This is a genomic window from Aquimarina sp. AU58, from assembly GCF_900312745.1.
Classification (GTDB): Bacteria; Bacteroidota; Bacteroidia; order Flavobacteriales; family Flavobacteriaceae; genus Aquimarina; species Aquimarina spinulae.
Map to the genome: position 1 here is coordinate 118585 of NZ_OMPD01000009.1, position 24011 is coordinate 142595.

23 protein-coding genes are annotated in these 24011 nt (G+C 34.2%); 12 read left to right on the plus strand and 11 right to left on the minus strand.

Annotated features, from left to right (window positions below; genetic code table 11):
- Nucleotides 1-20 precede the first annotated feature (20 nt).
- The 6 genes from DK441_RS07245 (at nt 21) to DK441_RS07270 (ending at nt 6403) form a co-directional block, all read left to right on the plus strand.
- Nucleotides 21-1391: a M48 family metallopeptidase gene (locus tag DK441_RS07245; RefSeq protein ID WP_109098127.1), complete on the plus strand. Its 1371-nt coding sequence runs from the start codon at nt 21-23 to the stop codon at nt 1389-1391.
- Entirely contained in the window at nt 1391-1948 is a 558-nt protein-coding gene (gene lptC / locus DK441_RS07250) for an LPS export ABC transporter periplasmic protein LptC (protein WP_109098128.1), read from the plus strand. Before DK441_RS07245 ends, lptC begins: the two co-directional genes overlap by 1 nt.
- A gap of 9 nt (nt 1949-1957) precedes the next feature.
- Nucleotides 1958-2152 carry a hypothetical protein gene (locus tag DK441_RS07255; RefSeq protein ID WP_024771700.1) on the plus strand — a complete coding sequence of 65 codons (195 nt, stop codon included), beginning with the start codon at nt 1958-1960 and terminating at the stop codon, nt 2150-2152.
- A 3-nt stretch (nt 2153-2155) separates the two neighbouring features.
- On the plus strand, nt 2156-3424 hold the full coding sequence (locus DK441_RS07260; RefSeq protein WP_109098129.1) for a hemolysin family protein: 1269 nt from the start codon (nt 2156-2158) through the stop codon (nt 3422-3424).
- 13 nt (nt 3425-3437) lie between these two features.
- Nucleotides 3438-4130, plus strand: coding sequence for a lysoplasmalogenase (locus DK441_RS07265; RefSeq protein WP_109098130.1), 693 nt, complete (start codon nt 3438-3440; stop codon nt 4128-4130).
- A 146-nt stretch (nt 4131-4276) separates the two neighbouring features.
- The gene (locus DK441_RS07270; RefSeq protein WP_109098131.1) at nt 4277-6403 is read left to right on the plus strand and encodes a peptidylprolyl isomerase; all 2127 of its coding nucleotides are present in this window, start codon (nt 4277-4279) and stop codon (nt 6401-6403) included.
- An 83-nt stretch (nt 6404-6486) separates the two neighbouring features.
- Here the strand turns inward: DK441_RS07270 and galE are convergent, their stop codons facing one another.
- Complete coding sequence (galE, locus tag DK441_RS07275) at nt 6487-7503, minus strand: UDP-glucose 4-epimerase GalE (protein WP_109098132.1); 1017 nt, start codon at nt 7501-7503, stop codon at nt 6487-6489.
- 42 nt (nt 7504-7545) lie between these two features.
- Nucleotides 7546-8001 (minus strand): GAF domain-containing protein, encoded by a 456-nt coding sequence (locus tag DK441_RS07280; protein ID WP_109098133.1) that lies wholly within the window; start codon nt 7999-8001, stop codon nt 7546-7548.
- A gap of 182 nt (nt 8002-8183) precedes the next feature.
- Between DK441_RS07280 and DK441_RS07285 the strand changes: the two genes are divergently transcribed.
- The 4 genes from DK441_RS07285 (at nt 8184) to DK441_RS07300 (ending at nt 11182) form a co-directional block, all read left to right on the plus strand.
- Nucleotides 8184-8753, plus strand: coding sequence for a DUF3347 domain-containing protein (locus DK441_RS07285; RefSeq protein ID WP_109098134.1), 570 nt, complete (start codon nt 8184-8186; stop codon nt 8751-8753).
- A gap of 193 nt (nt 8754-8946) precedes the next feature.
- Nucleotides 8947-9711 carry a M15 family metallopeptidase gene (locus DK441_RS07290; protein ID WP_235015724.1) on the plus strand — a complete coding sequence of 255 codons (765 nt, stop codon included), beginning with the start codon at nt 8947-8949 and terminating at the stop codon, nt 9709-9711.
- Nucleotides 9712-9836: 125 nt separating this feature from the next.
- Entirely contained in the window at nt 9837-10601 is a 765-nt protein-coding gene (locus DK441_RS07295; RefSeq protein ID WP_109098135.1) for a response regulator transcription factor, read from the plus strand.
- Between the two features lie 359 nt (nt 10602-10960).
- Complete coding sequence (locus DK441_RS07300) at nt 10961-11182, plus strand: hypothetical protein (RefSeq protein ID WP_109098136.1); 222 nt, start codon at nt 10961-10963, stop codon at nt 11180-11182.
- A 460-nt stretch (nt 11183-11642) separates the two neighbouring features.
- Here the strand turns inward: DK441_RS07300 and aceA are convergent, their stop codons facing one another.
- Both aceA and aceB read right to left on the minus strand, forming a co-directional pair.
- Nucleotides 11643-12920 (minus strand): isocitrate lyase, encoded by a 1278-nt coding sequence (gene aceA / locus DK441_RS07305; RefSeq protein ID WP_109098137.1) that lies wholly within the window; start codon nt 12918-12920, stop codon nt 11643-11645.
- 32 nt (nt 12921-12952) lie between these two features.
- Nucleotides 12953-14551, minus strand: a complete 1599-nt coding sequence (aceB, locus tag DK441_RS07310) for a malate synthase A (RefSeq protein ID WP_109098138.1) — start codon at nt 14549-14551, stop codon at nt 12953-12955.
- Nucleotides 14552-14678: 127 nt separating this feature from the next.
- On the opposite strand from aceB, the gene DK441_RS07315 reads away from it, so the two are divergent.
- Complete coding sequence (locus DK441_RS07315) at nt 14679-16154, plus strand: helix-turn-helix domain-containing protein (RefSeq protein ID WP_109098583.1); 1476 nt, start codon at nt 14679-14681, stop codon at nt 16152-16154.
- Nucleotides 16155-16284: 130 nt separating this feature from the next.
- Here the strand turns inward: DK441_RS07315 and groL are convergent, their stop codons facing one another.
- From groL to miaB, 7 genes are all read right to left on the minus strand, one after another.
- Nucleotides 16285-17922, minus strand: coding sequence for a chaperonin GroEL (groL, locus tag DK441_RS07320; RefSeq protein ID WP_074407264.1), 1638 nt, complete (start codon nt 17920-17922; stop codon nt 16285-16287).
- Nucleotides 17923-18036: 114 nt separating this feature from the next.
- Nucleotides 18037-18312, minus strand: a complete 276-nt coding sequence (gene groES, locus DK441_RS07325; protein ID WP_025663354.1) for a co-chaperone GroES — start codon at nt 18310-18312, stop codon at nt 18037-18039.
- Between the two features lie 155 nt (nt 18313-18467).
- Nucleotides 18468-18797, minus strand: coding sequence for a preprotein translocase subunit SecG (gene secG, locus DK441_RS07330; protein ID WP_109098139.1), 330 nt, complete (start codon nt 18795-18797; stop codon nt 18468-18470).
- Nucleotides 18798-18804: 7 nt separating this feature from the next.
- Complete coding sequence (locus DK441_RS07335; RefSeq protein ID WP_109098140.1) at nt 18805-19761, minus strand: hypothetical protein; 957 nt, start codon at nt 19759-19761, stop codon at nt 18805-18807.
- A gap of 53 nt (nt 19762-19814) precedes the next feature.
- A complete protein-coding gene (gene lptE / locus DK441_RS07340; RefSeq protein WP_200822832.1) occupies nt 19815-20321 on the minus strand; it encodes an LptE family protein in 507 nt (168 codons plus the stop codon).
- A gap of 5 nt (nt 20322-20326) precedes the next feature.
- Nucleotides 20327-21592, minus strand: coding sequence for a sigma-54 dependent transcriptional regulator (locus DK441_RS07345; RefSeq protein ID WP_109098142.1), 1266 nt, complete (start codon nt 21590-21592; stop codon nt 20327-20329).
- 46 nt (nt 21593-21638) lie between these two features.
- A complete protein-coding gene (miaB, locus tag DK441_RS07350) occupies nt 21639-23084 on the minus strand; it encodes a tRNA (N6-isopentenyl adenosine(37)-C2)-methylthiotransferase MiaB (protein ID WP_109098143.1) in 1446 nt (481 codons plus the stop codon).
- 133 nt (nt 23085-23217) lie between these two features.
- On the opposite strand from miaB, the gene DK441_RS07355 reads away from it, so the two are divergent.
- Nucleotides 23218-24006 carry a hypothetical protein gene (locus DK441_RS07355; RefSeq protein ID WP_109098144.1) on the plus strand — a complete coding sequence of 263 codons (789 nt, stop codon included), beginning with the start codon at nt 23218-23220 and terminating at the stop codon, nt 24004-24006.
- Nucleotides 24007-24011: the final 5 nt, after the last annotated feature.

Consider the following 24011-nt stretch of genomic DNA (forward strand, 5'->3'; position numbering starts at 1 on the left):
ATACAATAATTACTACAGCTATGAATACTAAAGTTTTATTTATAATAGCAACAGGATTAGTTTTAAGCACTACAAAAGTAAGCGCTCAGGCTACAGACTGTGCAACTACAGCATCCATCGCTTATGAGCATGCTAAAGTAAAGAATTATACTGCTGCAGAGGAGCCTCTGTGGAAAGTGAGAAAAGAATGCCCTACATATAGCGTTGCAACATATCAATTTGGACAAAAATTGTTAGTAGCTAAGTATAAAAAAGCCTCTGCTGCAGAGAAATCTACTCTTGCTAATGAAATCATTACATTATGGAAAGAGCGTTTTCAATACTTCCCGGCAAAAACTAAAATTGGAGATATGCATTCTGATATAGGTCAGTTAATGTATGATAATAAAATAGGAACCAAAGAAAGTCAGTTTGTAGAGTTTGATAAAGCATATACAAAAGATAAGAAAAACTTTAAAAGACCTAAGAAATTATATACCTATTTCTCTCTTTTTGTGGATCTTCATGGCGAAGGGAAAAAAGAACTTCAGGGAGTTTTTGATCTATATGATGATATTACAGAAAAGATAGAGAATGAAGAAAGTAGGTTGGCAAAAACAATTGCAGAACTTACAGATAAAGAAGAAACAGGAACTGCATTATCGTCTAAAGAAAAAAGAAAACTAAAAAATTCTGGTATTAACCTAAATGCCTTTAGTAAAGTAAAAGCAGGGATTAACCAGAAACTTGGAGAATTAGCTGATTGTAAAAACCTAATACCTCTTTATGCTGGACAGTTTGAGTCTAAAAAAACAGATGCAAGTTGGTTAAAAGGAGCAGCAGGAAGAATGTCGTCTAAAGATTGTACCGATGATCCATTGTTTTTTAAGTTAGTAGAAGCACTACATAAAACAGAACCATCTGCAAAGTCAGCTTATTATTTAGGAATATTAGCATTAAAAGACAAGAAGACAACTACTGCGTTAAAGTACTTTAATCAATCTGCAGAATTAGAAACTAAAACGAGCGATAAAGCTAAAGTTTATTTCAGGATTGGTGAAGTGATGAAAAGACAAGGAAGTAAAGGAAAAGCTAGATCTTATTATAGAAAAGCACTTAAGCATAGACCATCTATGGGAGTTTGCTACCTTAGAATTGCAGGTATGATAGCAAGTAGTGCAAATAGCTGTGGTGCCGATGTGTTTAGTAAAAGAGCAGTGTATTGGTTGGCAGAAAACTATGCTCGAAGAGCAGGAAAAGTAGATCCAAGTTTAAAATCTACAGCAAATAAATTTGCAGCTAACTATCATGCTAAAGCACCATCAAAAACTGATATTTTTAACAACCCAGAAAAAAAATCTGTAAGTATCGGATGCTGGATTGGTGAAACGGTTAGAGTGCCAAAGCTATAATGCAGAATAAAAAAATATATACAATAGTAAACATTGTCACAGCATTTGCTGTGACAATGTTTTTTTCATGTCAATCAACATCAAAAAATGATCTGGGAGATTTAGTTATAGAAGACGCTCCTATTGCAGAGGGGTATGAGATAAATCTTAAATATACAGACTCAGGAAGACTTACAGCAATACTTAAAACATCAAAAATATTAGATTATTCTAACAAATCTTTTGTGTACCATGAATTCCCAGAAGGTATCGTGTTAGATATCATTGATAAAGAAGGAAAAGTAAGTGTAGTTACTTCGGATTATGCAATTTCTTACCAGCAAACAGGTTTAATCGATATGAGAGGTAATGTAGATATACGAACTGCCGATAGTACTCATTTACAAGCCAAACAGTTATATTGGGATCAAAATATTAATTGGATATTTACAGACCAACCCTATAAAAGTTATTTGCCAGATGGAACAATTAATGAAGCAGATGGTTTTGATGCTAATCAGGATTTTACTATCTTGAATTCAAGAATAAATGACGGGGTAATGTTTATAGAGGAGTAATCCAGTACTATGATGAAAGTATTTAGATTTTTTGAATATGCCTACTTGGCTATTATGTGTTTTTTTATTTACGAAGCATATGTAGAGTGGGGACAAGAAGGCGGAAGAAGTATGCTTTATATTTTCTTTGCAATCGCCGCAATTTTTATGTTTTTCTTTAAAAGAAACTTTAGAAAACGATTTGACGCCAATAACAAAGACTAATTCATGGAATTACATATCATTGTTATTATTCTTTCCCTTATTCTTTCAGCTTTTTTTTCAGGAATGGAAATCGCCTATGTTTCTTCTAATAAAATACACATAGAGATTGAGAAAAAACAAGGAGGATTTATCTCAAATATCCTGGCGCGATTAACAAAAAAACCTTCCAAATTTATTGCAACAATGCTTGTAGGTAACAATATAGCATTGGTTGTATATGGGTTTTATATGGGCGAAATACTGATGAAAATAATAGCCGGATATTTTCCTGAAATAGCAGGTAGCATTACTTTGTTACTACAAACAACTATTTCGACTTTGGTGATTCTAATTACAGCAGAATTTTTACCTAAAGTATTCTTTCAGATTTATTCTAATACGTTACTCAAAGCCTTTTCATTTCCTGCATATGTTTTTTATGTTGTATTTACACCTATTTCATCATTTGTAATATGGGTTTCTGATTTTGTGCTCAAAAAATTTCTGAAAACAGACGGAGACCAGGTTCAACTTGCTTTTAGTAAAACAGAACTAGGGGATTATATAAATGAGCAAATGGAAACTATCGAGGAGCATGACGAAATTGATAGCGAAATCCAGATTTTTCAGAATGCATTGGATTTTTCAGACGTTAAGTCGAGAGAAGTAATGGTTCCCAGAACAGAGATAGTAGGCGTAGAGAAATTACAATCAATAGAAGAAGTGAGTACCTTATTTATAGATACAGGTCTGTCAAAAATAATTGTGTATAACAATACTGTAGACGATATCATTGGGTATGTACACTCTTTCGAGTTATTTAAAAAACCTAAATCGTTAAGATCAATTCTTTTGCCAGTGGTTTTTGTGCCAGAAACAATGTTTGTTAAAGATGTACTTAATCTTCTTACCAAAAAACATAAAAGTATAGCAGTGGTGATCGATGAGTATGGAGGTACCAGTGGTATTATTACAGTAGAAGATATTGTAGAAGAGCTTTTTGGCGAAATTGAAGACGAACATGATTCTGTAGAACTTATCGAAGAACAATTGTCAGAAAATGATTATCGATTTTCTGCAAGAATAGAAGTAGATCATATCAACGAGTCCTATAAATTAAACCTTCCGGAAGATGAAAATTATGAAACATTGGGAGGGATGATTGTAAACCATACCGAAGAAATTCCTCAACAAGGAGAAGAAGTGAAAATAGATGGTTTCAAAATTAAAATTATAGAGACTTCTAATACCAAAATTGAGATTGTAGAATTACATGTGATACCAGAGGATTAATAATACTATTGCGATGAGCAAAAAAACACGAAACCAGGGGATTGTAGTATTTGTTGTAGTTTACATCATTATTGTGATATGTGATCTGGTTTGTAGTAGTAATGAAGCGTACTCGGATTTTAGAAATATTACAAAACCTTCAATTCTAGGTTCATTAATCATCTTTTTTTTGGTACATAGAAAGGGACTGGGTATTTCTGTATTTAGATTAATGATATTGGCCTTGTTGTTTTCTTTAGCCGGAGATATACTACTTTTATTTGTTGTGCAATCTCAACTTTTCTTTATTGCAGGTTTGGTTATGTTTTTGCTGGCACATATAATGTATATTTTGGTGTTTCTTAAAAAGCATAATAAGCACAAAAAAAATAAGATTTTTCTTATACTAACCGTTGCTTATGGAGCAGGTTTGTTCTATTTGTTATACCCTGGGCTAGGAGATATGTTAATCCCTGTGATAGTGTATATGATCGTGATTTTGTTAATGTCAAATGCATCATATTTAAGAGAGAAACGAGTCTCTCAAATGAGCTTTCTTATGGTTTTTATAGGTTCCCTGTTTTTTATGATCTCTGATAGCATTTTGGCATTTACAATGTTTTATCAGTCTTTGCCTATGAGTAACATATGGATTATGACTACATATGCAACAGCTCAGCTTTTGATTGTTTGTGGTGTTTTAAGACAAAAAAATCAAATTTTTTAAAGTAATAAAAGTACGTAGAAACCACACTATTCTATATTAAAAACCGAAAGAGTTAAAACTTCATAAGACTTTCAGTTTTTTAATTGGTATTATTACAATAAAATGGTATTTTCGCCCACTATATTTTGAATAAATTATAATATACCATGGCAGTTTTAAATAAAATCAGACAGCGTTCGGTTTTTCTAATCGTAATCATTGCACTTGCACTTTTCTCTTTTGTGTTAGCAGATTTGATTCGTAATGGAGGGGCTATTTCCCAGAAAGCTGAAAATACGATTGCAACAATAAACGGAAAAGATATTGATCGAACAGAGTTTGCTAGAAAAGTAGAACTGGCATCAAGAAGTTTCGGAGGAGGAACATCAAGTATCCAAGCTGTAAATTATGTATGGAATCAAGAATTGAGAGAAACAGTTTTTGAAGAGCAATTCGAAGAACTAAATATTAGAGTAGGAGAAGATCAGGTAAATCAGTTATTAGAAGAATCATTAGCAAGTAACCCTACATTTCTAAACGAAGCCGGAGTTTTTGATAAAGCCAAAATGCAAGAATATGTTGCTAATGTAAAAGCTACTTCGCCACAAGCATATCAACAATGGTTAGATTTTGAGGTTTCTGTAAGTAAAGGTGCTAGAGAGCAAACTTATCTTAATATGATTAAGGCTGGTGTAGGATCTACATTAAAAGAAGGAGAGCTGGCTTATAAAATGGAAAATGATAATGTAGATATCAAATATGTACAGCTTCCATTCTCTAGTATTGAAGATACAGAAGTAGAAGTAACAGATGCAGAAATTAAAGCATATATCGATGCTCATAAAGATCAATATAAGGCAGAAGCTTCGAGAAGTATACGTTATGTGTTATTTAATGAAGTTCCTAGCCAAGAAGATGAAGATCAAATAAAAGCAGAAGTAGCTGCATTATTAGATGATAAAGTAGAGTTTAATGAAGCGACCAAAACGAACGACTCGGTTTTAGGATTCAAAAACATTGATGTAAAAGATGCAGAAGAGTTTGTAAATCAAAATTCTGCTGTAAAATTTGATAGTGGATTCAAGTTTAAAAAAGATTTACCAACTACAGAAGCAGATACAATTTATAATCTTGGTATAGGAGACGTATATGGCCCATATAAAGATGGAGATTATATTAAAATTTCAAAAGTAGTTGCGCAAAAGCAAATGCCAGACTCGGTTAAAGCAAGTCATATTTTGGTTTCTTGGGCTGGATTAGGTACTGCAGGTGATACAAAACGAACTAAAGAAGAAGCAAAGACCTTAGCAGATAGTATTATTGCAGTAACTCAAGCAGATAATACAAAATTCTCAGCGCTGGCAACACAATTCTCTGCAGATACTTCTAGTAAAGATAAAGGAGGAGATCTTGGGTATTTCTCACCAGGTAGAATGGTTCCTGCTTTTAATGATTATTGTTTCGAAAACAAAACGGGAGATCAGGGAATTATAGAAACACAATTTGGATATCATATTATAAATATAGAAGATCAAAAAAATGAGCAAAAAGCTATAAAAGTAGCTACAGTAGCTCAAAAGGTTGAGCCAAGTGAAAAAACGATCAATGCTATTTTTACAGAAACAACCAAGTTTCAGATTTCGGCTAGAGACAAAGATTTTGAGGAAGTTTCTAAAGAAAATGAATTAACAGTACGACCTGTAAATAAAATCAAAGAATTAGATGAGAATATCCCTGGATTAGGAGCTAGAAGAGCAGTTGTGCAATGGGCTTTTAATGAAGAATCTAAAGTAGGTGAAATAAAACGTTTTGATATCCCTGAAGGATATGCGGTAGTTCAATTAACTGAAAAAGAAGATGAGGGATCAATGAAAGTAGAAGATGCAAGTTTAACTATAAAACCTATCTTAGTTAATAAAAAGAAAGCAGAAAAATTGAAAAGTAAAATTTCTGGTAGCGCACTAGATGCAATTGCTCAAGGTCAAGGGCAAACTGTAAAAGTGGCTTCTGCGTTGACTATGAAAACTCCAACTATTAGTGGAGCAGGAACAGAGCCAAAAGTAGTGGGGACAGCCTTTGCTTTAGAACCAGGAAAAGTATCTGGCCCTATTGTTGGTAATAACGGAGTATATGTTATAGAAGTAACTAAGAAAACACCGGCTAGTGGTTTAGATACATATATGAGTTATGCATCACAAGTTTCCAAAGCTCAGACAGGAGCAGTGAATACCAAAGTTTTTGAAGCGCTTAAAGAAGCTGCAGAAATAGAAGATAAGAGATCTAAATTCTACTAAAAAGTAGATTGATATATTAAAATAAAAAACCCTGAAGAATAATTCTTCAGGGTTTTTTATATACCAGTCCTAGTTTTTTGTGTTTAGCTTCTAACCTTTTGTTCCCATTTCCATGCAGAAGTAAGAGAATCATCTAAGCTGCTTTTTGCTTTCCATCCTAGTTCACTATTTGCTTTAGTGGTATCTGCATAAGCTGCTGTGATATCACCTTCTCTTCGTTCTACAATTTTGTAGTTTAGTTTTTGTTTAGATACTTTTTCAAAGGATTGTATCACTTCCAGAACAGAGCTCCCTGTACCGGTGCCTACATTAAATACTTCGTAATTAGATGCATTATTGCCATCTAGCAATCGTTGTAAGGCTACTACATGAGCTTTCGCTAGATCTACGACATGTATGTAATCTCTAATGCAGGTTCCGTCTGATGTGGGGTAATCATCACCAAATACAGACAATTGCTCTCTTAGTCCTATTGCTGTTTGCGTAATAAAAGGAATCAGGTTTTGAGGAACTCCAATAGGAAGTTCTCCAATTTCTGCCGAAGGATGTGCTCCAATTGGATTAAAATAACGTAATGCAATGGCTTTTAAGGCAGGATATACTTTACAGGTGTCTCTTATGATTTCTTCTCCAATCTGTTTTGTGTTTCCGTAAGGAGACTCTGCTGCTTTAACCGGGGCATCTTCTGTAATTGGTAATTCATCTGCCTGACCATATACCGTACAAGAAGAGCTAAAAATAAAACTAGCCGATGGCTTATTAGCTAATTGTTGAAGGATATATACCAGAGTCGATAAATTATTCTCATAGTATAACAAAGGTTTTTCTACGCTTTCACCTACAGCCTTTGATGCTGCAAAATGAATAACTCCTTCTATGTCATTATGACGTTTAAAAAACTCTTGAACCTTATTCTTTTCTCTAAGGTCAAATTTTTCGAAAACAAGATCTTTTCCTGTGATTTCACAAATTCCTTTAATCACATCGGGTGATGAATTCGAACAATTGTCGATAATAACAACTTCATACCCTTTGTTTTGTAACTCTACAACGGTGTGAGAACCAATAAACCCCAATCCCCCCGTGACTAAGATTTTCATATGTAAAATGATTTAATATTTGCACCAACGAAGGAACAATAATTAAAGGATTTTAGCAACTTCTTGATTTACAAATTCTAAAAATCGTTCATCTTTTTCTGTAAAAGGATCTGAGCTCTCAGAGTCAATATCAATCTGCCCAATATTTTCTCCGTTCTTGAATAGAGGGATTACGATTTCTGATTTAACAGTTAGACTACATGCGATATAATTATTTTGTGCCTGCACATCAGGGACCACAAAATTTTCATTAGAAATAGCGACCTGACCACAGATCCCTTTTCCGAAAGGAATAATATCGTGATCTGTTTTTTCGCCAACATATGTGCGAAGTTTTAATTCTTCTTTGTCTTCGTTTTTAAAATAAAAACCAACCCAATCATAGTGATCTATATTGTCTTTAAGTAATTTGCAAATCATATATAATCTGTCTGTAACAGATTCGTCATTGTCTTTAAGTATATGAGTAACCTTGGGTTTTAAATCTTCAAAAAGCATTCCTAACAATTTTTCCCGGCAAAAATATCTAAAAAAAATATAAAAGCCTCTTATTTAGAATGGTATTGTTTTGTTAAAAAATCACTTAAAAAATAAAAATGCATTGGCGATTGTTTTATATATAGAGTATTTTTGACATCTTAATGGTAAAGAAACTAGACTAATTTTTAGCGTATAATTGCATGTGTAGTAGTATTTTGAGAACAACAGGAAGATTTTTTATAGTAATAGTATTCATGACTTTGGCAGGTGTATCCTGTAATAAAGATAAGAAACCCGAATCGGTTACTGTAGATGATAGTGTAAATGAAATTGCCGATTATAATAAGACCGATTCTAGATCAGAAGTTAAGTTTTCTGATGTAAAAATTCAAGAAATATATGATTTGTATCTATCTGTAAAAGCAGCTTTAGTAAATTCTGAAAGTAGTATTGTGCAGGCAGAAACAAAAAAAATAGAAGCTGTTATAGAAGATTCAAAAGAGAATGGGCAGCTTAAAGCAGTTTCGAAACTCATTTCACTAACCAAAGACATCAAAAAACAACGTGATTTTTTTGTAACATTAACTAGTGAAGTAGAAAAACTGATTGGTAAAGCAGAAATTACATCTGGCGAAGTGTATAAGCAATTTTGCCCTATGGCATTTGATGGAGAAGGAGGGTATTGGTTATCTGATTCTAAAGAAATTAGAAATCCATATTATGGGAAAAAAATGCTTGTCTGCGGAAATGTGGAAAAAACTTTTAAATAACAGGTGAATTCGTGTTATTTAACACAAAATATAAAATATATTTCCAGTATAGGAAAGTAAGAAAATACTTATAACAGAAATATTGATTATATTTATAAGGAATCAAGTGCGTAAATAAACTTAATTTTGAGGGAAATTTAACACATTAATACGTACTGGATTAGTATTGTAATTGGGATAAAACAAAAAGGATATGATTGAGAAAAAATTAATCTTGTTGATTTTTTCTGTACTCTTTTTTTCCTGTAGTGAAGCAAAAATGACTCCTGGACTTACGGTCCAGACAATTGCTCTTATAGAAAAATCTAAAGCACTACAGTTACGGGGGGAAAAAGTAGAACAGAGTATGCTCAGAAAAAAAGATTCGATAGTAATGCTTATTGGCGGATCGAGTATAGAAGTTACTTCGAATGATAAAGATTTTGTAAACATAGAGAGCTTGTCTGATGAGTTTATTTTGGATATGAAATATGCTACTTCTGATAATTTTTTAAAAGAAAAAGTATATTCTTGTGCCAAATGCTTTGTTAGAAAAGACGTAGCAGAAGCACTTATAAGGGTAAATAATGATTTGCTTACTCAAGGATACAGAATGAAATTCTTTGATTGCTATCGACCATATAGTGTACAGAAAAAAATGTGGAAGATTTTTCCTAATCCTGGATATGTAGCAGACCCAAAAGGAGGATCCGTACATAATAGAGGAGCGGCTGTAGATATAACTTTGGTTAGATCAGCTGGTGGACATGTCGATATGGGGACAGATTTTGATCATTTCGGAAAAGAAGCACATCATTCGTATAAATCGCTTTCGAAAACGGTACTTGGGCATCGTAAGTTGTTAAAAGAAACTATGGAGAAGCATGGTTTTAAGACTATAAGAACAGAATGGTGGCACTATAATTTTAAAGGAAACACAAAGTATAAAATATCAGATTTTAGATGGAAATGTGATTGATTAAATTCAATAGTATGAAGAGAATATTTTGATCAAAAACTATATGATCAAAGATATGTTATTGAAAGAATCAATGTCTGGATCGATTTTTTTTTAGATAACAAACCAACTTTATACATACTTTTTTGAAAAAGTTAATAGGATACTTAAAAGTTTTCCAAACCGATTCTCTTTGTCATGAGATTGAGGTTGATCAAGGATTCAAAAAACTGTACGAGGCAGAATCTTTATTTCCAAGTGGGAATAGCTTTACTCTTGTTACAAATACCTTAACTCTAAAATACCATTACATAAGTCCGTATATCGAAACCTGTACAGGGCTATCACGTGAGAGACTAATTGACGAAGGAGTTTCTTATTTTGTTGAACATATTCACCCAGATGATATTGAACCATGGGTGCGGTCAATGAAAGACTTGATGGATTTCTGTTTGAATAAGACTAAAATCTCTGATCGGAAACTTACTTTCTTTCAATACAACTACCGTTTAAAAATTGAGAATCATTATAAAAATATCATTGAAAATGTGGTGCCAATTGCTCTGGACAAAAAAGGGAAACCCATAGTTGGCTTAGGACGTTTTCAGATAATGAACACCACCGCTAAATTACCTAATACAGCTTCGGCAAGAAGTCTTAATGCATGCAATCAACTGGTTACCGTGTTTTATAAAAACTACAGTGCTCAAAACATATATGATGAATTAACCTTGAGGGAGCTGGATATTGTAAAGCTATTGATAAATCGTGAGTCCAGTAAGACAATAGCTGCTAAGCTTTTTCTTAGTCCGCATACAGTAGATACACACCGCAGGAACATATTACGAAAACTGGGACTAAGTTCTACAGCAGAACTTGTGGCAAAGCACGAATTACTTCACTTTTTATGAATTTACTCAAATTGAGTATTGTTTATGATTTTAAATGAGACTTTCTTTACATAGTACTAAGAAATATCGTTTAAAGAACTTGTGGCCTGAAAATACTTGATACAACTTAAAAAAATTATTCAAAACGAACGCATTGATAATATTTCTATAAAAATGGAAACTCTTAAATGAGTTTTATATGGATATTCATCATTTGATGATTCAGCTGAAAATACCTAATAAGACAGGGTAATATAGCTTTAAGAATACTAATAAATAAGTTAGAAAATAAATATACACAAAGAAATTCTTGCAAGGATAGACATGAATTGTGATGTCTATAAATATTCACAATATCAAATAACTAATAATTTTTAATTATGAAAAAACAAATTTTGACCTTAGGAAAAATCCTAAGTAAAGTAGAACAGAAAAGTATTAATGGAGGCGCTGCTGCGATTAGTTGCCATTATGGTAAATTTCATAATGGATGCTTATGTAATTATCATTCGCAATGCGCATCTGGTCATTGTGATGAAGGGTTTGGGGCAACCATAGGTCTTTGTCAACCTAAACCAGAATCTGATGATTCGAGTTATTAATGTAATTGATATTCTATATTAGAAGAAAACTACTGATTTTTTGGTAGTTTCTTATTAATGGCTTAATCATTCTTAATAATATTCTTGCAAGAACAGACATAAAACTGGACATGTCTTTAAAAAAGTGACAGCAATATTAAATCTTATAACCTATGTTAAAAAACATTTTAAAAACTGGAACCTTATTAAGTAAATCAGAACAACTAATAATTAATGGAGGCGCTCTACCTCGTTGCAAAAATTGTGGCTTTGATAGACCACAAAATGTTGGATGTGCTGAGTGGTCATGCGAGGACTACTAGAGATCATTTTTAAAAGAGATCATCTAAACAGGTGATCTCTTGTTAAGTTATAGGTATGTATAGGTTTTAGAATTGAAAAAAACGACACTCACCTTAATGAGTGCCGTTTTAAAGCACAATAATTAATTGTAAAAATCGGAAAAAATCATGCTTTATGTTTAGAACTGCTCGACTTCTGTGCTACCTTCCATAGCTACAGTCGAAGCTTTACCCGCAGTTACTGTATTTTGTACAGCGTCAAAGTATGTAGTGCCTACAAATCCTTGATGTTTTACTGCACGAAATCCGTCTTTTTGTAGCGCAAATTCTCTTTCTTGTAATTCAGAATAGCCTGCCATTCCTCTTTCTTTATATGCTTTAGATAATTCAAACATACTTGTGTTTAATGCATGAAATCCTGCAAGAGTAATGAATTGAAATTTGTAACCCATAGCAGCCAACTCTTCTCTAAATGTTTCCATTTCTGAAACAGAAAGCTTTGCAGCCCAGTTAAAAGAAGGAGAGCAATTGTATGCCAGCATTTGATCTGGATATTTGGCATGGATAGCTTCAGCAAATTTGCGAGCCTGTTCTAAGTCGGGATTACTGGTTTCCATCCAAATAAGATCGGCATAGGGAGCATATGATAATCCTCTGTCAATACCTTGTTCTATTCCATTCTTTACATAAAAGAAACCTTCATCTGTGCGTTCTCCCGTAACAAACTTTCTATCGCGCTCATCTACATCGCTGGTCAATAAATTAGCGGCATCAGCATCGGTACGTGCAATAATAACTGCAGGTACTCCCATTACATCTGCAGCAAGACGAGCAGCAACTAATTTATTAATAGCTTCCTGTGTGGGAACTAATACTTTTCCGCCAAGATGTCCACACTTTTTCGCAGAACTTAATTGATCTTCAAAATGAACTCCGCTGGCACCCGATTCTATCATAGATTTCATCAATTCAAAAGCATTTAGGTTTCCTCCAAAACCAGCTTCGGCATCTGCGACGATAGGAACTAAATAATCCTTTTTGTTTTCTTCACCATTTACTACTTGTATTTGATCTGCTCTTAGCAAAGCGTTATTGATTCTCTTTACTACTTGCGGAACACTATTTACAGGATATAGAGATTGATCTGGATACATTTGTCCGGCAAGATTTGCATCGGCGGCCACTTGCCATCCACTTAAGTATATTGCTTCTAATCCTGCCTCTACTTCCTGTACAGCCTGGTTACCTGTTAATGCTCCTAATCCCGCTACAAACCCTTGTGTTTTTAGTTTCATCCATAGTTTTTCAGAACCTTGTTTAGCTACACTATGCTCGATTTTATATGAACCTTGTAACTTTACTACTTCTTGGGCAGTATACGGGCGCTCTATAGTCGCCCATCTTGGATTTGTGGTCCAATCGATAATCAATTCTTCTATTCTTTGTTCTGTGTTCATGACTTATTGATTTTACTATATATTGATTTACTTTATATGTATTGATATGCTCTGGTGGTAAGAAATTCTTCAAACTCATCAGATGTTACCAGTTGTTCGAATATCTGGATGGCATTTTGATAATTTTCGGTTTCGAAGAGTGCGTTTCCTACCTGCTTTTTAATTACCTCAAGTTCATCTTTAAAAAGAGTAATGAATAATGAGTTATTAAGTGTTCTGCTATCTTCTAAGACTACTTCCTGTTGTAGCCATTGCCATATTTGAGTTCTGCTAATTTCTGCAGTAGCAGCATCTTCCATAAGATGGTATAATGCTACTGCTCCATTCCCTCCCAACCAGGTGGCGATATAATGAATTCCTACATTAATATTTTGCCGTATTCCTTTTTCGGTAATCGTACCTTTTGGGATCGCTAAAAGATCATTTTCGGTAATGTTTATATCATCACGTTTTACATCCATTTGATTTGGATTTGGCATATGAGTATCAAATACACGCATTGCCAGTGCTACCAATCCCGGATGTGCTACCCATGTGCCGTCATGACCGTTTTTTACTTCTCGCTCTTTGTCTGCTTGTACTTTGGCATATGCAATTGCATTTCTACCTTCGTCTTCTTTAATTGGGATTTGTGCAGCCATGCCACCAATTGCCAGGATATTTCTTTTGTGACATCTTTGAATTACCAGCTTGCTATATGCATCCATAAATGGACTGGTCATTGTTACCTGGGCACGATCAGGAACTACAAAACCTGGGTGATTTCTTAGTTTTTTGATATAGCTAAAAATATAATCCCATCTTCCGCAATTCAGTCCAACGATGTGATCTTTTAATGCATAGATAATTTCATCGAGTTGAAAACTTGCTGTAATAGTTTCTACCAAAACCGTCACCTTTACTGTTCCGTGTTTGATGCCTAAGTAGTTTTCAGAAAAATCAATTACGTCGTTCCACCATATAGCTTCAGTAAAATGCTCTAGTTTAGGGATGTAATAATAAGGCCCGGTACCGTTTTCTTTAAGCTGTTCATTGTTATGAAACAGGTATAAAGCAAAATCAAATAGAGAAGCAGATACTTCTTCACCTTTTGATAAAAGATGTTTTTCATTAAGATGTAAGCCTCTGGGTCGTACGATTAATGTGGCTGTTTTTTCGTTAAGCCTGTAGGTTTTATCTTTTTTAGGGTTATAAAACGAAATAGTTTTGTTAACCGCATCTTTTAGGTTTTTTTGCCCTTGAAGACAGTTCTCCCAAAGCGGAGCATTGCTATCCTCGAAGTCGGCCATAAATGTTTTGGCTCCAGAGTTTAAAGCGTTAATAACCATTTTTCTGTCGACAGGTCCTGTGATTTCGACTCTTCGATCTTGTAGATCCATAGGAATTGGCGCAGCTGCCCATTCGCTATTGCGAATCTCTTTGGTGTTTTCTGGGAAAGAAGGATGAGTTCCCAGATCAAATAGTTGTTGCTGGCTTTGGCGATTTTTTAAAAGGACTAATCGTCTTTCGTTAAAACGATCTTGTAAGGCCTCTAAAAAAATCAGGGCTCCATCGGTCAATATCTCTGGATGGTAGTTTTTAACTTCTTTGGTGAAGCTAATTTTCTGATTAAGGTTTGTCTGTGTTTCCATAACTTATATCGTTTGAGTGAACAATATTATAAAAAAGTTTTTTACAAAACAAGCGAACGTTCGCTAAATGTGAACTTTTTGTTTTTTCGTGAATTACGCAAAAATGGTTACTTTTGAACCTATGGCGATAGCAGAAGAATATATTAGGTTGATTTTTGGACTGAAAATCAAGCAGATACGAACAGAAAAGGATTTGTCTCTTTTCGGATTGTCAAAGTTATGCGGGCTTTCTAAATCGTATTTAAATGAAATAGAAAAAGGAAAAAAGTACCCTAAGACAGATAAAATTATCAAACTTGCAGAGACATTTGATGTTCCTTATGATAATTTGGTTTCTCTAAAATTAGATAAAAACCTGGCGCCAATTGGTGAAATTTTACAATCTGGAATACTAGATGAGATTCCGTTAGAATTGTTTGGTATACAGCAAAGCGATTTAATTGATATTATAGCTAATGCACCATCAAAAGTAAATGCGTTTATAAGTACGATTATTGAAATTGCACAGCATTATAATATGAGTCGTGAAGGTTTTTACCTGGCTTCTTTACGATCTTATCAAGAAGCGCATAACAACTTTTTTAAGGATCTAGAAGATAAGGCTTTGCGATGTGCTAACTCATATCAGTTGGATTTAAGTGGAAAAATTACTTCGGCTGATTTAGAAGATATTCTTAAGGAAGAATATGGATATACGATTAATGTTGCCGGGATTCCTAAACAGGAAGAATTGGATAATCTGAGATCGGTATTTGTGCCCTCTACAAAAACACTATTGTTGTCAGATCGAGTAGATGAGGCTCAAAAAACGTTTATCTATGCCAAGGAGTTGGGATATCAATATCTGGAAATTACCGAAAGACCTTATACCTTTTCATGGATAAAGTATGATAATTTTGAAGAAGTGTTACATAATTTTTATGCGTCGTACTTTGCTGGTGTCTTAATTATTCCCAGAGCTCATTTGAAAGAACACCTTAAAGAATTATTTTCAATGAAACGATTCTCTGAGAAAGCTTTTCATAAGATTATGAAATTGTATAATGCTTCTCCAGAATCTTTTTATCAACGTCTTACTAATGTATTACCAAAAGATTTTGGTATGCAAAATGTATTCTTTCTTCGGTTTACTCATAAACTAGGAGCAGAGAAGTTTAATTTGGTTAAAGAGTTACATATCACGCACCAACAGCAACCTCATGCTAATGAGGTGAATGAGCATTACTGCAGACGATGGATGGCTATTAAGATTTTGCAGCATACGGCTACTAAAGATTTGGAGTATGCATTTAATATTCAAATCTCTGATTATGTAGATACGGATCAACAGTATTTGGTGTTTACTTCGGCGACAAAGGATCCTTTTAAAAAAGACTATTATCGTAGTATAGGGATTGGATTTTTGAAATCTTCTACTCTAGAGAAAAAAATCAATTTTGTTAATGATCCAAAAATATTAAAAGAAAAAGTGGGGGTTACTTGCGAATCATGTTCGCTAGTAGATTGTGAAGTTAGAATGGCTCCTCCCAAACAACTATTAGCTAAGGAGAAACATAAAAAGACGGCAGAGTTGGTAGAAGGTATTATGAAGCAATATTCTTAGTGTTAGATAAGTTTATAGACTGCCTTTTCGGTAAAAGAAAACCCCATCCTAAGTTTTCAGAATGGGGTTTTGTATTCTTAACAAATTTATATTCACAAACTTGCTAAATATTTTTACTGTCGCCGGGCGACTACATCATTCCTGGCATACCTCCGCCCATTGGTGGCATTGCACCTCCGGCAGGAGCATCCTCTTTAATGTCTATTAGTGCACATTCTGTAGTAAGGATCATACCAGATACAGAAGCTGCATTTTCAAGAGCTATACGTGTTACTTTTTTAGGATCGATAATTCCAGCTTTAAGCATGTCTACGTAATCTTCAGATTTGGCATCATATCCAAAATTATCTTTACCTTCAAGAACTTTAGAAATTACAACAGATCCTTCGCCTCCGGCATTTTCTACAATAGTTCTAAGTGGTGATTCGATTGCACGGTTTACAATTTGTACACCTGTGGCCTCATCAGCGTTCTCGGTTTTTACTTTGTCTAATACAGCTTTAGCTCTTACCAAGGCAACGCCACCACCGGCAACAATACCTTCTTCTACAGCAGCACGAGTAGCATGAAGTGCATCATCTACACGATCTTTCTTTTCTTTCATCTCTACTTCAGAAGCAGCACCTACATATAGTACAGCAACACCACCAGCTAATTTTGCTAAACGCTCCTGTAGTTTCTCCTTGTCATAATCAGAAGTAGTAGTTTCTATTTGTGCTTTGATTTGATTTACTCTGTTTTTGATTAAATCTTCTCCACCAGCACCATTAACTACAGTCGTATTATCTTTGTCGATAGCTACTTTTTCAGCAGTACCTAAGTGTTCAATAGTAGTGTTTTCTAATGTAAAACCACGTTCTTCAGAAATTACAGTACCTCCTGTTAGGATGGCAATATCCTCTAGCATTGCTTTACGTCTGTCTCCAAAACCTGGAGCTTTTACAGCTGCAATTTTAAGGGCTCCACGTAGTTTGTTTACTACAAGTGTCGCTAATGCTTCTCCGTCTACATCTTCTGCGATAATTAAAAGTGGTTTTCCGGTTTGAGCAACAGGCTCTAAAACTGGAAGCAGATCTTTCATAGCAGAAATCTTCTTGTCATAAAGTAAAATGTATGGTGTTTCCAGATCAGCTGTCATTTTTTCGCTGTTGGTTACAAAGTATGGAGAAAGATATCCTCTGTCAAACTGCATTCCTTCTACGATATCTACAGTAGTATCAGTTCCTTTTGCTTCTTCTACTGTGATTACTCCTTCTTTACCAACTTTCTCAAAAGCTTTGGCAATAAGGTCTCCGATAGTTTCATCATTGTTAGCAGAAATAGCTGCTACCTGTTTGATTTTATCAGAAGAGTCGCCTACTTCTTTTGTTTGTTTCGAAAGGTCTTCTGTGATTGCTTTTACAGCTTTATCGATACCACGCTTAAGATCCATTGGGTTTGCGCCAGCAGCTACATTTTTAAGTCCTTCTTTTACGATAGCCTGGGCTAATACAGTTGCGGTAGTAGTACCATCTCCTGCAAGGTCATTGGTTTTAGAAGCTACTTCTTTTACCATTTGTGCTCCCATATTCTCAAGAGCATCTTCAAGTTCTACTTCTTTAGCTACAGAAACACCATCTTTGGTTACTGTAGGAGCTCCAAAAGATTTACTGATAATTACGTTACGACCTTTAGGTCCTAAAGTTACTTTTACCGCATTAGCTAATGCATCTACACCACGTTTGATACCATCACGTGCTTCTATGTCAAATTTTATGTCTTTTGCCATAATTAATTTTTTGAAAAATTAAAATCCAAATCTCAACATTCAAAACTTCCTTTTCATAGAATATATTGAATAAAGCAGTGGATTTGTTTTTTGTGATTTTTAAATTGATACTCCTTATACGATGGCAAGGATGTCATCCTCACGCATGATTAAATAATCCTTTCCATCTAATTTTAATTCGGTACCAGCGTATTTACCATAAAGTACGGTATCACCAACTTTAACAGTCATATCGTGATCTTTTTTACCGCCACCTACAGCAGCTACTTTACCTTTTTGTTGTTTTTCCTGGGCTGAGTCAGGAATAAATAATCCTGATGCTGTTTGCGTCTCTGCAGGAAGTGGCTCTACAACCACACGGTCTGAAAGAGGTTTGATGTTTACTCCCATTATGATTTGTTGTTTTTTTTGTTAAAATTAAAATGAAATCTTCGATGCTTCTTATTTCAGAAATTATGCCAGTGGGGCGATACTGACAAATTGAAACAAAAAATGTCGACTATATGACAAGTCGACATTTTTGTTGTTGTTTTTTTTAATAGATGTTATTCTTTGTCATCATTTTGTGTTGCCGGAGGAGTAACAGGAGTTTCTATCTGAACATCCTCGGTATTAACTTTTGATTCGGGAATAGAGCTTCCGCCCATTAAATCTATATTAGATAACAGGATTAATACCAGTAATAGTGTAGCTAAAGTCCAGGTACTCTTGTCTAAGAAATCTGTAGTCTTTTTTACACCACCTAGTTGTTGTGTTCCGCCACCACCAAAAGAAGAAGATAATCCACCTCCTTTAGGGTTCTGTACCATAATTACTACTACCAGTAAAAAAGATACGATAACGATTAGGATTAAGAATATTGAAAACGTTGTCATTATATTGTTATTTATTTTCTTGTAATTTTTTTATCGCTCGAATTTGGTCTGCAAAGAAACCACTTTTTTCGGGATTTTTCAAAATTAATATGTTATAAGCCTGAATTGCTTTTTTATAGTTTTTCTGAACCAAATATACTCTGGCCAAAGTTTCTGTCATTAATTCGTCTGAAGGAACTAGATTTTCCTTAGCCAGATTGCGTGCAGGAGTATTCTTGGCAGCAGGTTGTATCTTAGGATTGTTAGCGATAAACTCATCTATCAAATTGAATTTATGTTTTTGATCTAATGATTTAACAGGTTTTTGTTCTTCAACTTCAGGAATCGGAGCTTTGATTTCCTGATCAGAATCTCTGTCTATTGGGTGTAAAGAGGTTAGTTTTAACCATTCTGCAAAAGAATGTGTTTCTTTTTTATTAAAATCCAGAGGTTTATCAATTTGTAAAGTTTCTTCTGGAGTTTTGTTTTTATTTTGAATATTTTTTGTTTGATCTTTTTCTGTTATATCAGGAGTTGCAGACTTAGCAATTTCAATTTGTTTAAGAGTGCTGTTTTCTTTTCTTTCAGAAAATAATTTGGGATCCAGAACATTTTCTGCTTCTTTCATTTTCATTCTTACAGCATCATCCATAGCTATTCTCGGAAGCATTTTAATCTCTTCTGGATCGATAACTGTTATATCAGACTTATGTTTCTTTTTTACTTCTTCGGTAATGTTACTTTCTTTAAAAAGATCAGAGGTGATAAAATCAAATAATACACTGCGATCTGTAGTGTATGCTGCCGTGGTCTTTAATTCCTGGTTGTACCTAAAACTTTCCTGATCTTTTAAGGATTTTAATACCAATGCTCTTGCCGACTGAAAATACGGAAATGTCCTTGTAATTTTTTCAAGGGATTTTGCCTGCTCCTTATTAAGCTGGGCAGGATTTTGAAGCAAATATGAAAACTCTTTAATATTCAACTAGTACTAATTATATATATTATTTAACTCTTTGATAGAGTTTACTATTGTTTTTACCATCTGGCCAGTGTGGCATTAAACATATCTTGCGTGATTCTTTCAAAAATTACATCCAAGGCTTGATCTCTTATCGTATTTTCTGATGAAGAAGCGGGATAATCAAAGAAAAAAGAAAAACGCTGTTCTAGGTCTTGAGTTGGGTCTTTTGTGTCATAAAACCTCATGTTTATGGCAATCGTCAATCGGTTTTGAGCAGCTGTTATGTTTGATGTTGCTGTATTTGGTGAAACATAATCTTGTACGATTTCTCCTTCGTAGATGATATCTCCTCCAGAAGTAGATAAACTAAGATTAGTTTGATTAAGGATTAAATCTTGTAGCTGATTTGTAAAGGTTTGGTCGGCTCCAGGAAAAATTCTTGGGGATTGGTTTTGGAAAAAATTAACTTGAAATGTTTTTGTGTCGGGAGAAATATTTGTTCCGGTAAAGGAGTATACTCCGCATCCCTGAAGCAAGACCATTACGATTAGTATCGCTGCTATATATTTTAATTTTCTCATCAATGTTATAAATCGTATTGTTTTATTTTTCTGTACAAGGTACGTTCACTAATTCCTAATTCTTCTGCCGCTGCTTTACGTTTACCTCTATGGCGTTCTAGAGATTTTTTAATCAATTCTAGTTCTTTATCATGCAATGATAATGTTTCTTCTTCTTCAATTTCTTCGGCAAAATGGTATTTATCATCTTCTTGTCGCTGAATTGCAATTTGAGACGGTATTTCGAGTACTTCAGAGGTTGTTGCTGGTCTCTGAGGTTCTTCAAAATGTGTTTCTTCTTCCTTCTCCTGATAAATTTTTTGAATTAACCTTTCGTTATCTTTTTGTACTTGTTGTGTGTTACCACTTTGCATTAGCTCCATGGTTAGTTTTTTGAGATCATTAAGATCACTTTTCATATCAAAAAGCACTTTGTACAATATTTCTCTTTCGTTACTGAAATCACTTTCTTTTTTATCTGCAGAAATCACTGCGGGTAAATTACTTCCGATATTTGGTAGATATCCATGTAAGGTAGCTCCTGTTATCGTTCTGTTTTGTTCAAGGACTGAAATTTGCTCTGCAATGTTGCGCAATTGTCTGATATTGCCACTCCAGTGGTATTTTTCTAGTAAGATAACTGCATCCTCACTTAACCGAATTGTAGGCATCTTATATTTGGTAGCAAAGTCGGAAGCGAATTTTCTGAATAGTAAATGAATATCTTCTTTACGATCTCTAAGTGGAGGTAAAAGGATTTCTACTGTACTAAGGCGATAGTAAAGATCTTCTCTAAATTTACCTTTCTTAATTGCATCAAACATATTAACATTGGTGGCTGCTACAATACGAACATCTGTTTTTTGAACTTTTGACGATCCTACTTTAATAAATTCACCATTCTCTAATACTCTTAATAAACGTACTTGTGTAGTAAGTGGTAATTCTCCTACTTCGTCTAGGAATATCGTTCCGCCATCGGCTACTTCAAAATAACCATTTCGGGTTTGTGTAGCTCCTGTGAAAGCTCCTTTTTCGTGACCAAAAAGCTCACTATCTATTGTGCCTTCGGGTATTGCTCCACAGTTTACAGCAATGTACTTACCGTGTTTACGATGAGACAGGGAGTGTATAATTTTAGGAATACTTTCTTTACCTACACCACTTTCTCCGGTCACTAAAACCGAAATATCGGTAGGAGCTACCTGGATCGCTTTTTCCACAGCACGGTTTAACTTAGGATCGTTTCCTATGATTCCGAATCGTTGTTTTATGGCTTGAATTGATTCCATTTATGGAGTTTGTTTTTTGTTTTAAATGTGTGCTATAAAGTTATCGTTAATTATTGTCAGAATATCCAATTGCTTCACCAAGTAAAGTTGCACTGGTACACTCATCGATACGAACCATTACAAAATCTCCTATCTGATATTCTCCTTTAGGGAATATAGCTACAATATTTTTTGTAGTTCTCCCACTCCAATGTTGATCAGATTTTTTAGATTCTTTTTCAATTAATACTTCAAAAGTTTGTCCGATATAACTTTGATGTCTATAGGCACAGTGTGTTCGTTGTAAAGCAATAACTTCTGCGAGTCTTCGTTTTTTTACATCTTCGGGAACATCATCTTCTAATTTACGCTCGGCAAGTGTTCCTGGTCTTTCAGAATAAGCATACATATATCCATGCTCATATTTTACATATTCTAATAGAGACAATGTATCTTGATGATCTTCTTCTGTTTCTGTAGGAAAACCAATAATCATATCCTGAGTAATTGAGCAATCCGGGATTATTTGTTTAATATTATCAATCAAATCCATGTATTCTTGTCGAGTATGTAAGCGATTCATTTCCTTAAGAATACGATCACTACCACTTTGTATAGGGAGGTGGATATGCTTACAGATATTTTTATGTTTTGCCATAATTTCTATCACATCTAATGTCATATCCTGAGGATTAGATGTAGAAAAACGAATACGTAATTTTGGATGTCTCTGGGCTGTCATATCCAGCAGTTTGGCAAAATCTACTGCTGTGGCTTTTTGAAAATCACTAGCGTTGCCAAAATCTTTTTTCAGGCCACCACCATACCATAAATAACTATCTACATTTTGCCCTAATAAAGTAATTTCTTTAAAATTTTGAGCTACCAGGTCATCGATTTCTTTTAAGATGCTTTGGGGGTCGCGACTGCGTTCTCTACCTCTGGTAAATGGCACTACACAAAACGTACACATATTATCACAACCACGGGTAATAGATACAAAAGCAGAGACTCCATTGCTTTGTAAACGAACAGGTGCAATATCGCCATAAGTTTCTTCTTTAGAAAGGACAACATTAACCGCATTGCGTCCTGCATCTACTTCTTCGATCAGGTTGGGGAGATCTTTATATGCATCTGGCCCAACGACAAGATCAACTATTTTTTCTTCTTCAAGGAATTTACTTTTTAGGCGTTCTGCCATACACCCCAGAACTCCAACTTTCATTCCTGGATTGATTCTTTTTACTGCATTATACTTTTCTAGTCTTTTTCTAACCGTTTGTTCGGCTTTTTCTCTAATAGAACAAGTGTTTACCAATACCAAATCAGCATCTTCAAGATGTTGTGTAGTGTTAAAACCTTCTTTGGCCAGAATGGAAGCAACAATTTCGCTATCGCTAAAATTCATCTGGCAACCGTAACTTTCTATAAAAAGCTTACGTTTATTTTCTTTGTTCTGATCAAGAGCAAGCGACTGTCCCTGTATACTTTCGTCAATAATCTTCTCCATAAAATAATTCCTTACCGATTGGGGTCAAATAGTGTGCAAAGATACTTTTTAATACGATTTGTGACAAAGTGGCAGGGATTTATTTTCTAAAAAATCTATATTTGATAACTTTCAACCGTAAAATGTAGATGTAATGACAAATACACTCTTTGAGAAAATAGAAAACAGTAAGGCTATTGATTTTGGTGATATTTTTAATAAAAGTATTGAGCTTTTTAAAAAGGTATGGCTTCAGGGCTTTGTACACTTGCTTATTTCGATGTTGGTTATGCTTCCTTTATTTTTTGTGATGTATATTCCTGTTATTGCTCTTGCGGGCATATCAGGATTCGAAAATAGTTATGAAAGTTATGGTGACTATGGGTACCCTAGTGAAGAATTATCGGTAGGTCTAATGTTTTTATTTATTATACTGATTTTGATAGTAAGTATGATTGCATCTGCACTTCAATTTGGGATTACCGCACATTTTTATAGAGTTTGTAAACAGGTAGATTTAGGTTTACCAGAGACATCTTCGTATTTTATGTTTCTTAAAGGGAAATATTTAGGAAAAGTGTTTACGCTGGCGATAGCAATATTTGGGATAGCAATTTTAGCTGCACTGTTATGTTATCTTCCGATTCTTTATGTAATGGTTCCGCTGCAGCTGTTAGGTGTTATATTTGCTTTTAATCCAGAGTATAGTGCTTCAGATCTTATAAAAGCTAGTTTTAAATTGGGTAATAAAATTTGGGGAGTTTGTTTTGGTTTAATACTGGTGGCCTATATTTTGTCTCAATTAGTAGGGACGATATTATGTTTTGTAGGAGTGTTTTTTACGGCCTCTTTTGTTTATATGCCAATCTATTTCATATATAAGGATGCATTGGGTTTTGAAGATGACGAATTTGAAAACAAAGAAACATTATTTGTAAAATAAAAAAT

Coding starts and splice junctions, on each gene's coding strand:
- DK441_RS07300 (WP_109098136.1), top strand. CDS start 10,961: ATGAAAAAACAAATTTTGACCTTAGGAAAAATCCTAAGTAAAGTAGAA.
- DK441_RS07355 (WP_109098144.1), top strand. CDS start 23,218: ATGACAAATACACTCTTTGAGAAAATAGAAAACAGTAAGGCTATTGAT.
- DK441_RS07270 (WP_109098131.1), top strand. CDS start 4,277: ATGGCAGTTTTAAATAAAATCAGACAGCGTTCGGTTTTTCTAATCGTA.
- groL (WP_074407264.1), bottom strand. CDS start 17,922: ATGGCAAAAGACATAAAATTTGACATAGAAGCACGTGATGGTATCAAA.
- DK441_RS07290 (WP_235015724.1), top strand. CDS start 8,947: ATGATTGAGAAAAAATTAATCTTGTTGATTTTTTCTGTACTCTTTTTT.
- DK441_RS07285 (WP_109098134.1), top strand. CDS start 8,184: ATGTGTAGTAGTATTTTGAGAACAACAGGAAGATTTTTTATAGTAATA.
- DK441_RS07280 (WP_109098133.1), bottom strand. CDS start 8,001: ATGCTTTTTGAAGATTTAAAACCCAAGGTTACTCATATACTTAAAGAC.
- lptE (WP_200822832.1), bottom strand. CDS start 20,321: ATGAGAAAATTAAAATATATAGCAGCGATACTAATCGTAATGGTCTTG.
- DK441_RS07245 (WP_109098127.1), top strand. CDS start 21: ATGAATACTAAAGTTTTATTTATAATAGCAACAGGATTAGTTTTAAGC.
- miaB (WP_109098143.1), bottom strand. CDS start 23,084: ATGGAGAAGATTATTGACGAAAGTATACAGGGACAGTCGCTTGCTCTT.
- galE (WP_109098132.1), bottom strand. CDS start 7,503: ATGAAAATCTTAGTCACGGGGGGATTGGGGTTTATTGGTTCTCACACC.
- lptC (WP_109098128.1), top strand. CDS start 1,391: ATGCAGAATAAAAAAATATATACAATAGTAAACATTGTCACAGCATTT.
- aceB (WP_109098138.1), bottom strand. CDS start 14,551: ATGGAAACACAGACAAACCTTAATCAGAAAATTAGCTTCACCAAAGAA.
- aceA (WP_109098137.1), bottom strand. CDS start 12,920: ATGAACACAGAACAAAGAATAGAAGAATTGATTATCGATTGGACCACA.
- groES (WP_025663354.1), bottom strand. CDS start 18,312: ATGGGAGTAAACATCAAACCTCTTTCAGACCGTGTGGTTGTAGAGCCA.
- DK441_RS07265 (WP_109098130.1), top strand. CDS start 3,438: ATGAGCAAAAAAACACGAAACCAGGGGATTGTAGTATTTGTTGTAGTT.
- secG (WP_109098139.1), bottom strand. CDS start 18,797: ATGACAACGTTTTCAATATTCTTAATCCTAATCGTTATCGTATCTTTT.
- DK441_RS07260 (WP_109098129.1), top strand. CDS start 2,156: ATGGAATTACATATCATTGTTATTATTCTTTCCCTTATTCTTTCAGCT.
- DK441_RS07255 (WP_024771700.1), top strand. CDS start 1,958: ATGATGAAAGTATTTAGATTTTTTGAATATGCCTACTTGGCTATTATG.
- DK441_RS07345 (WP_109098142.1), bottom strand. CDS start 21,592: ATGGAATCAATTCAAGCCATAAAACAACGATTCGGAATCATAGGAAAC.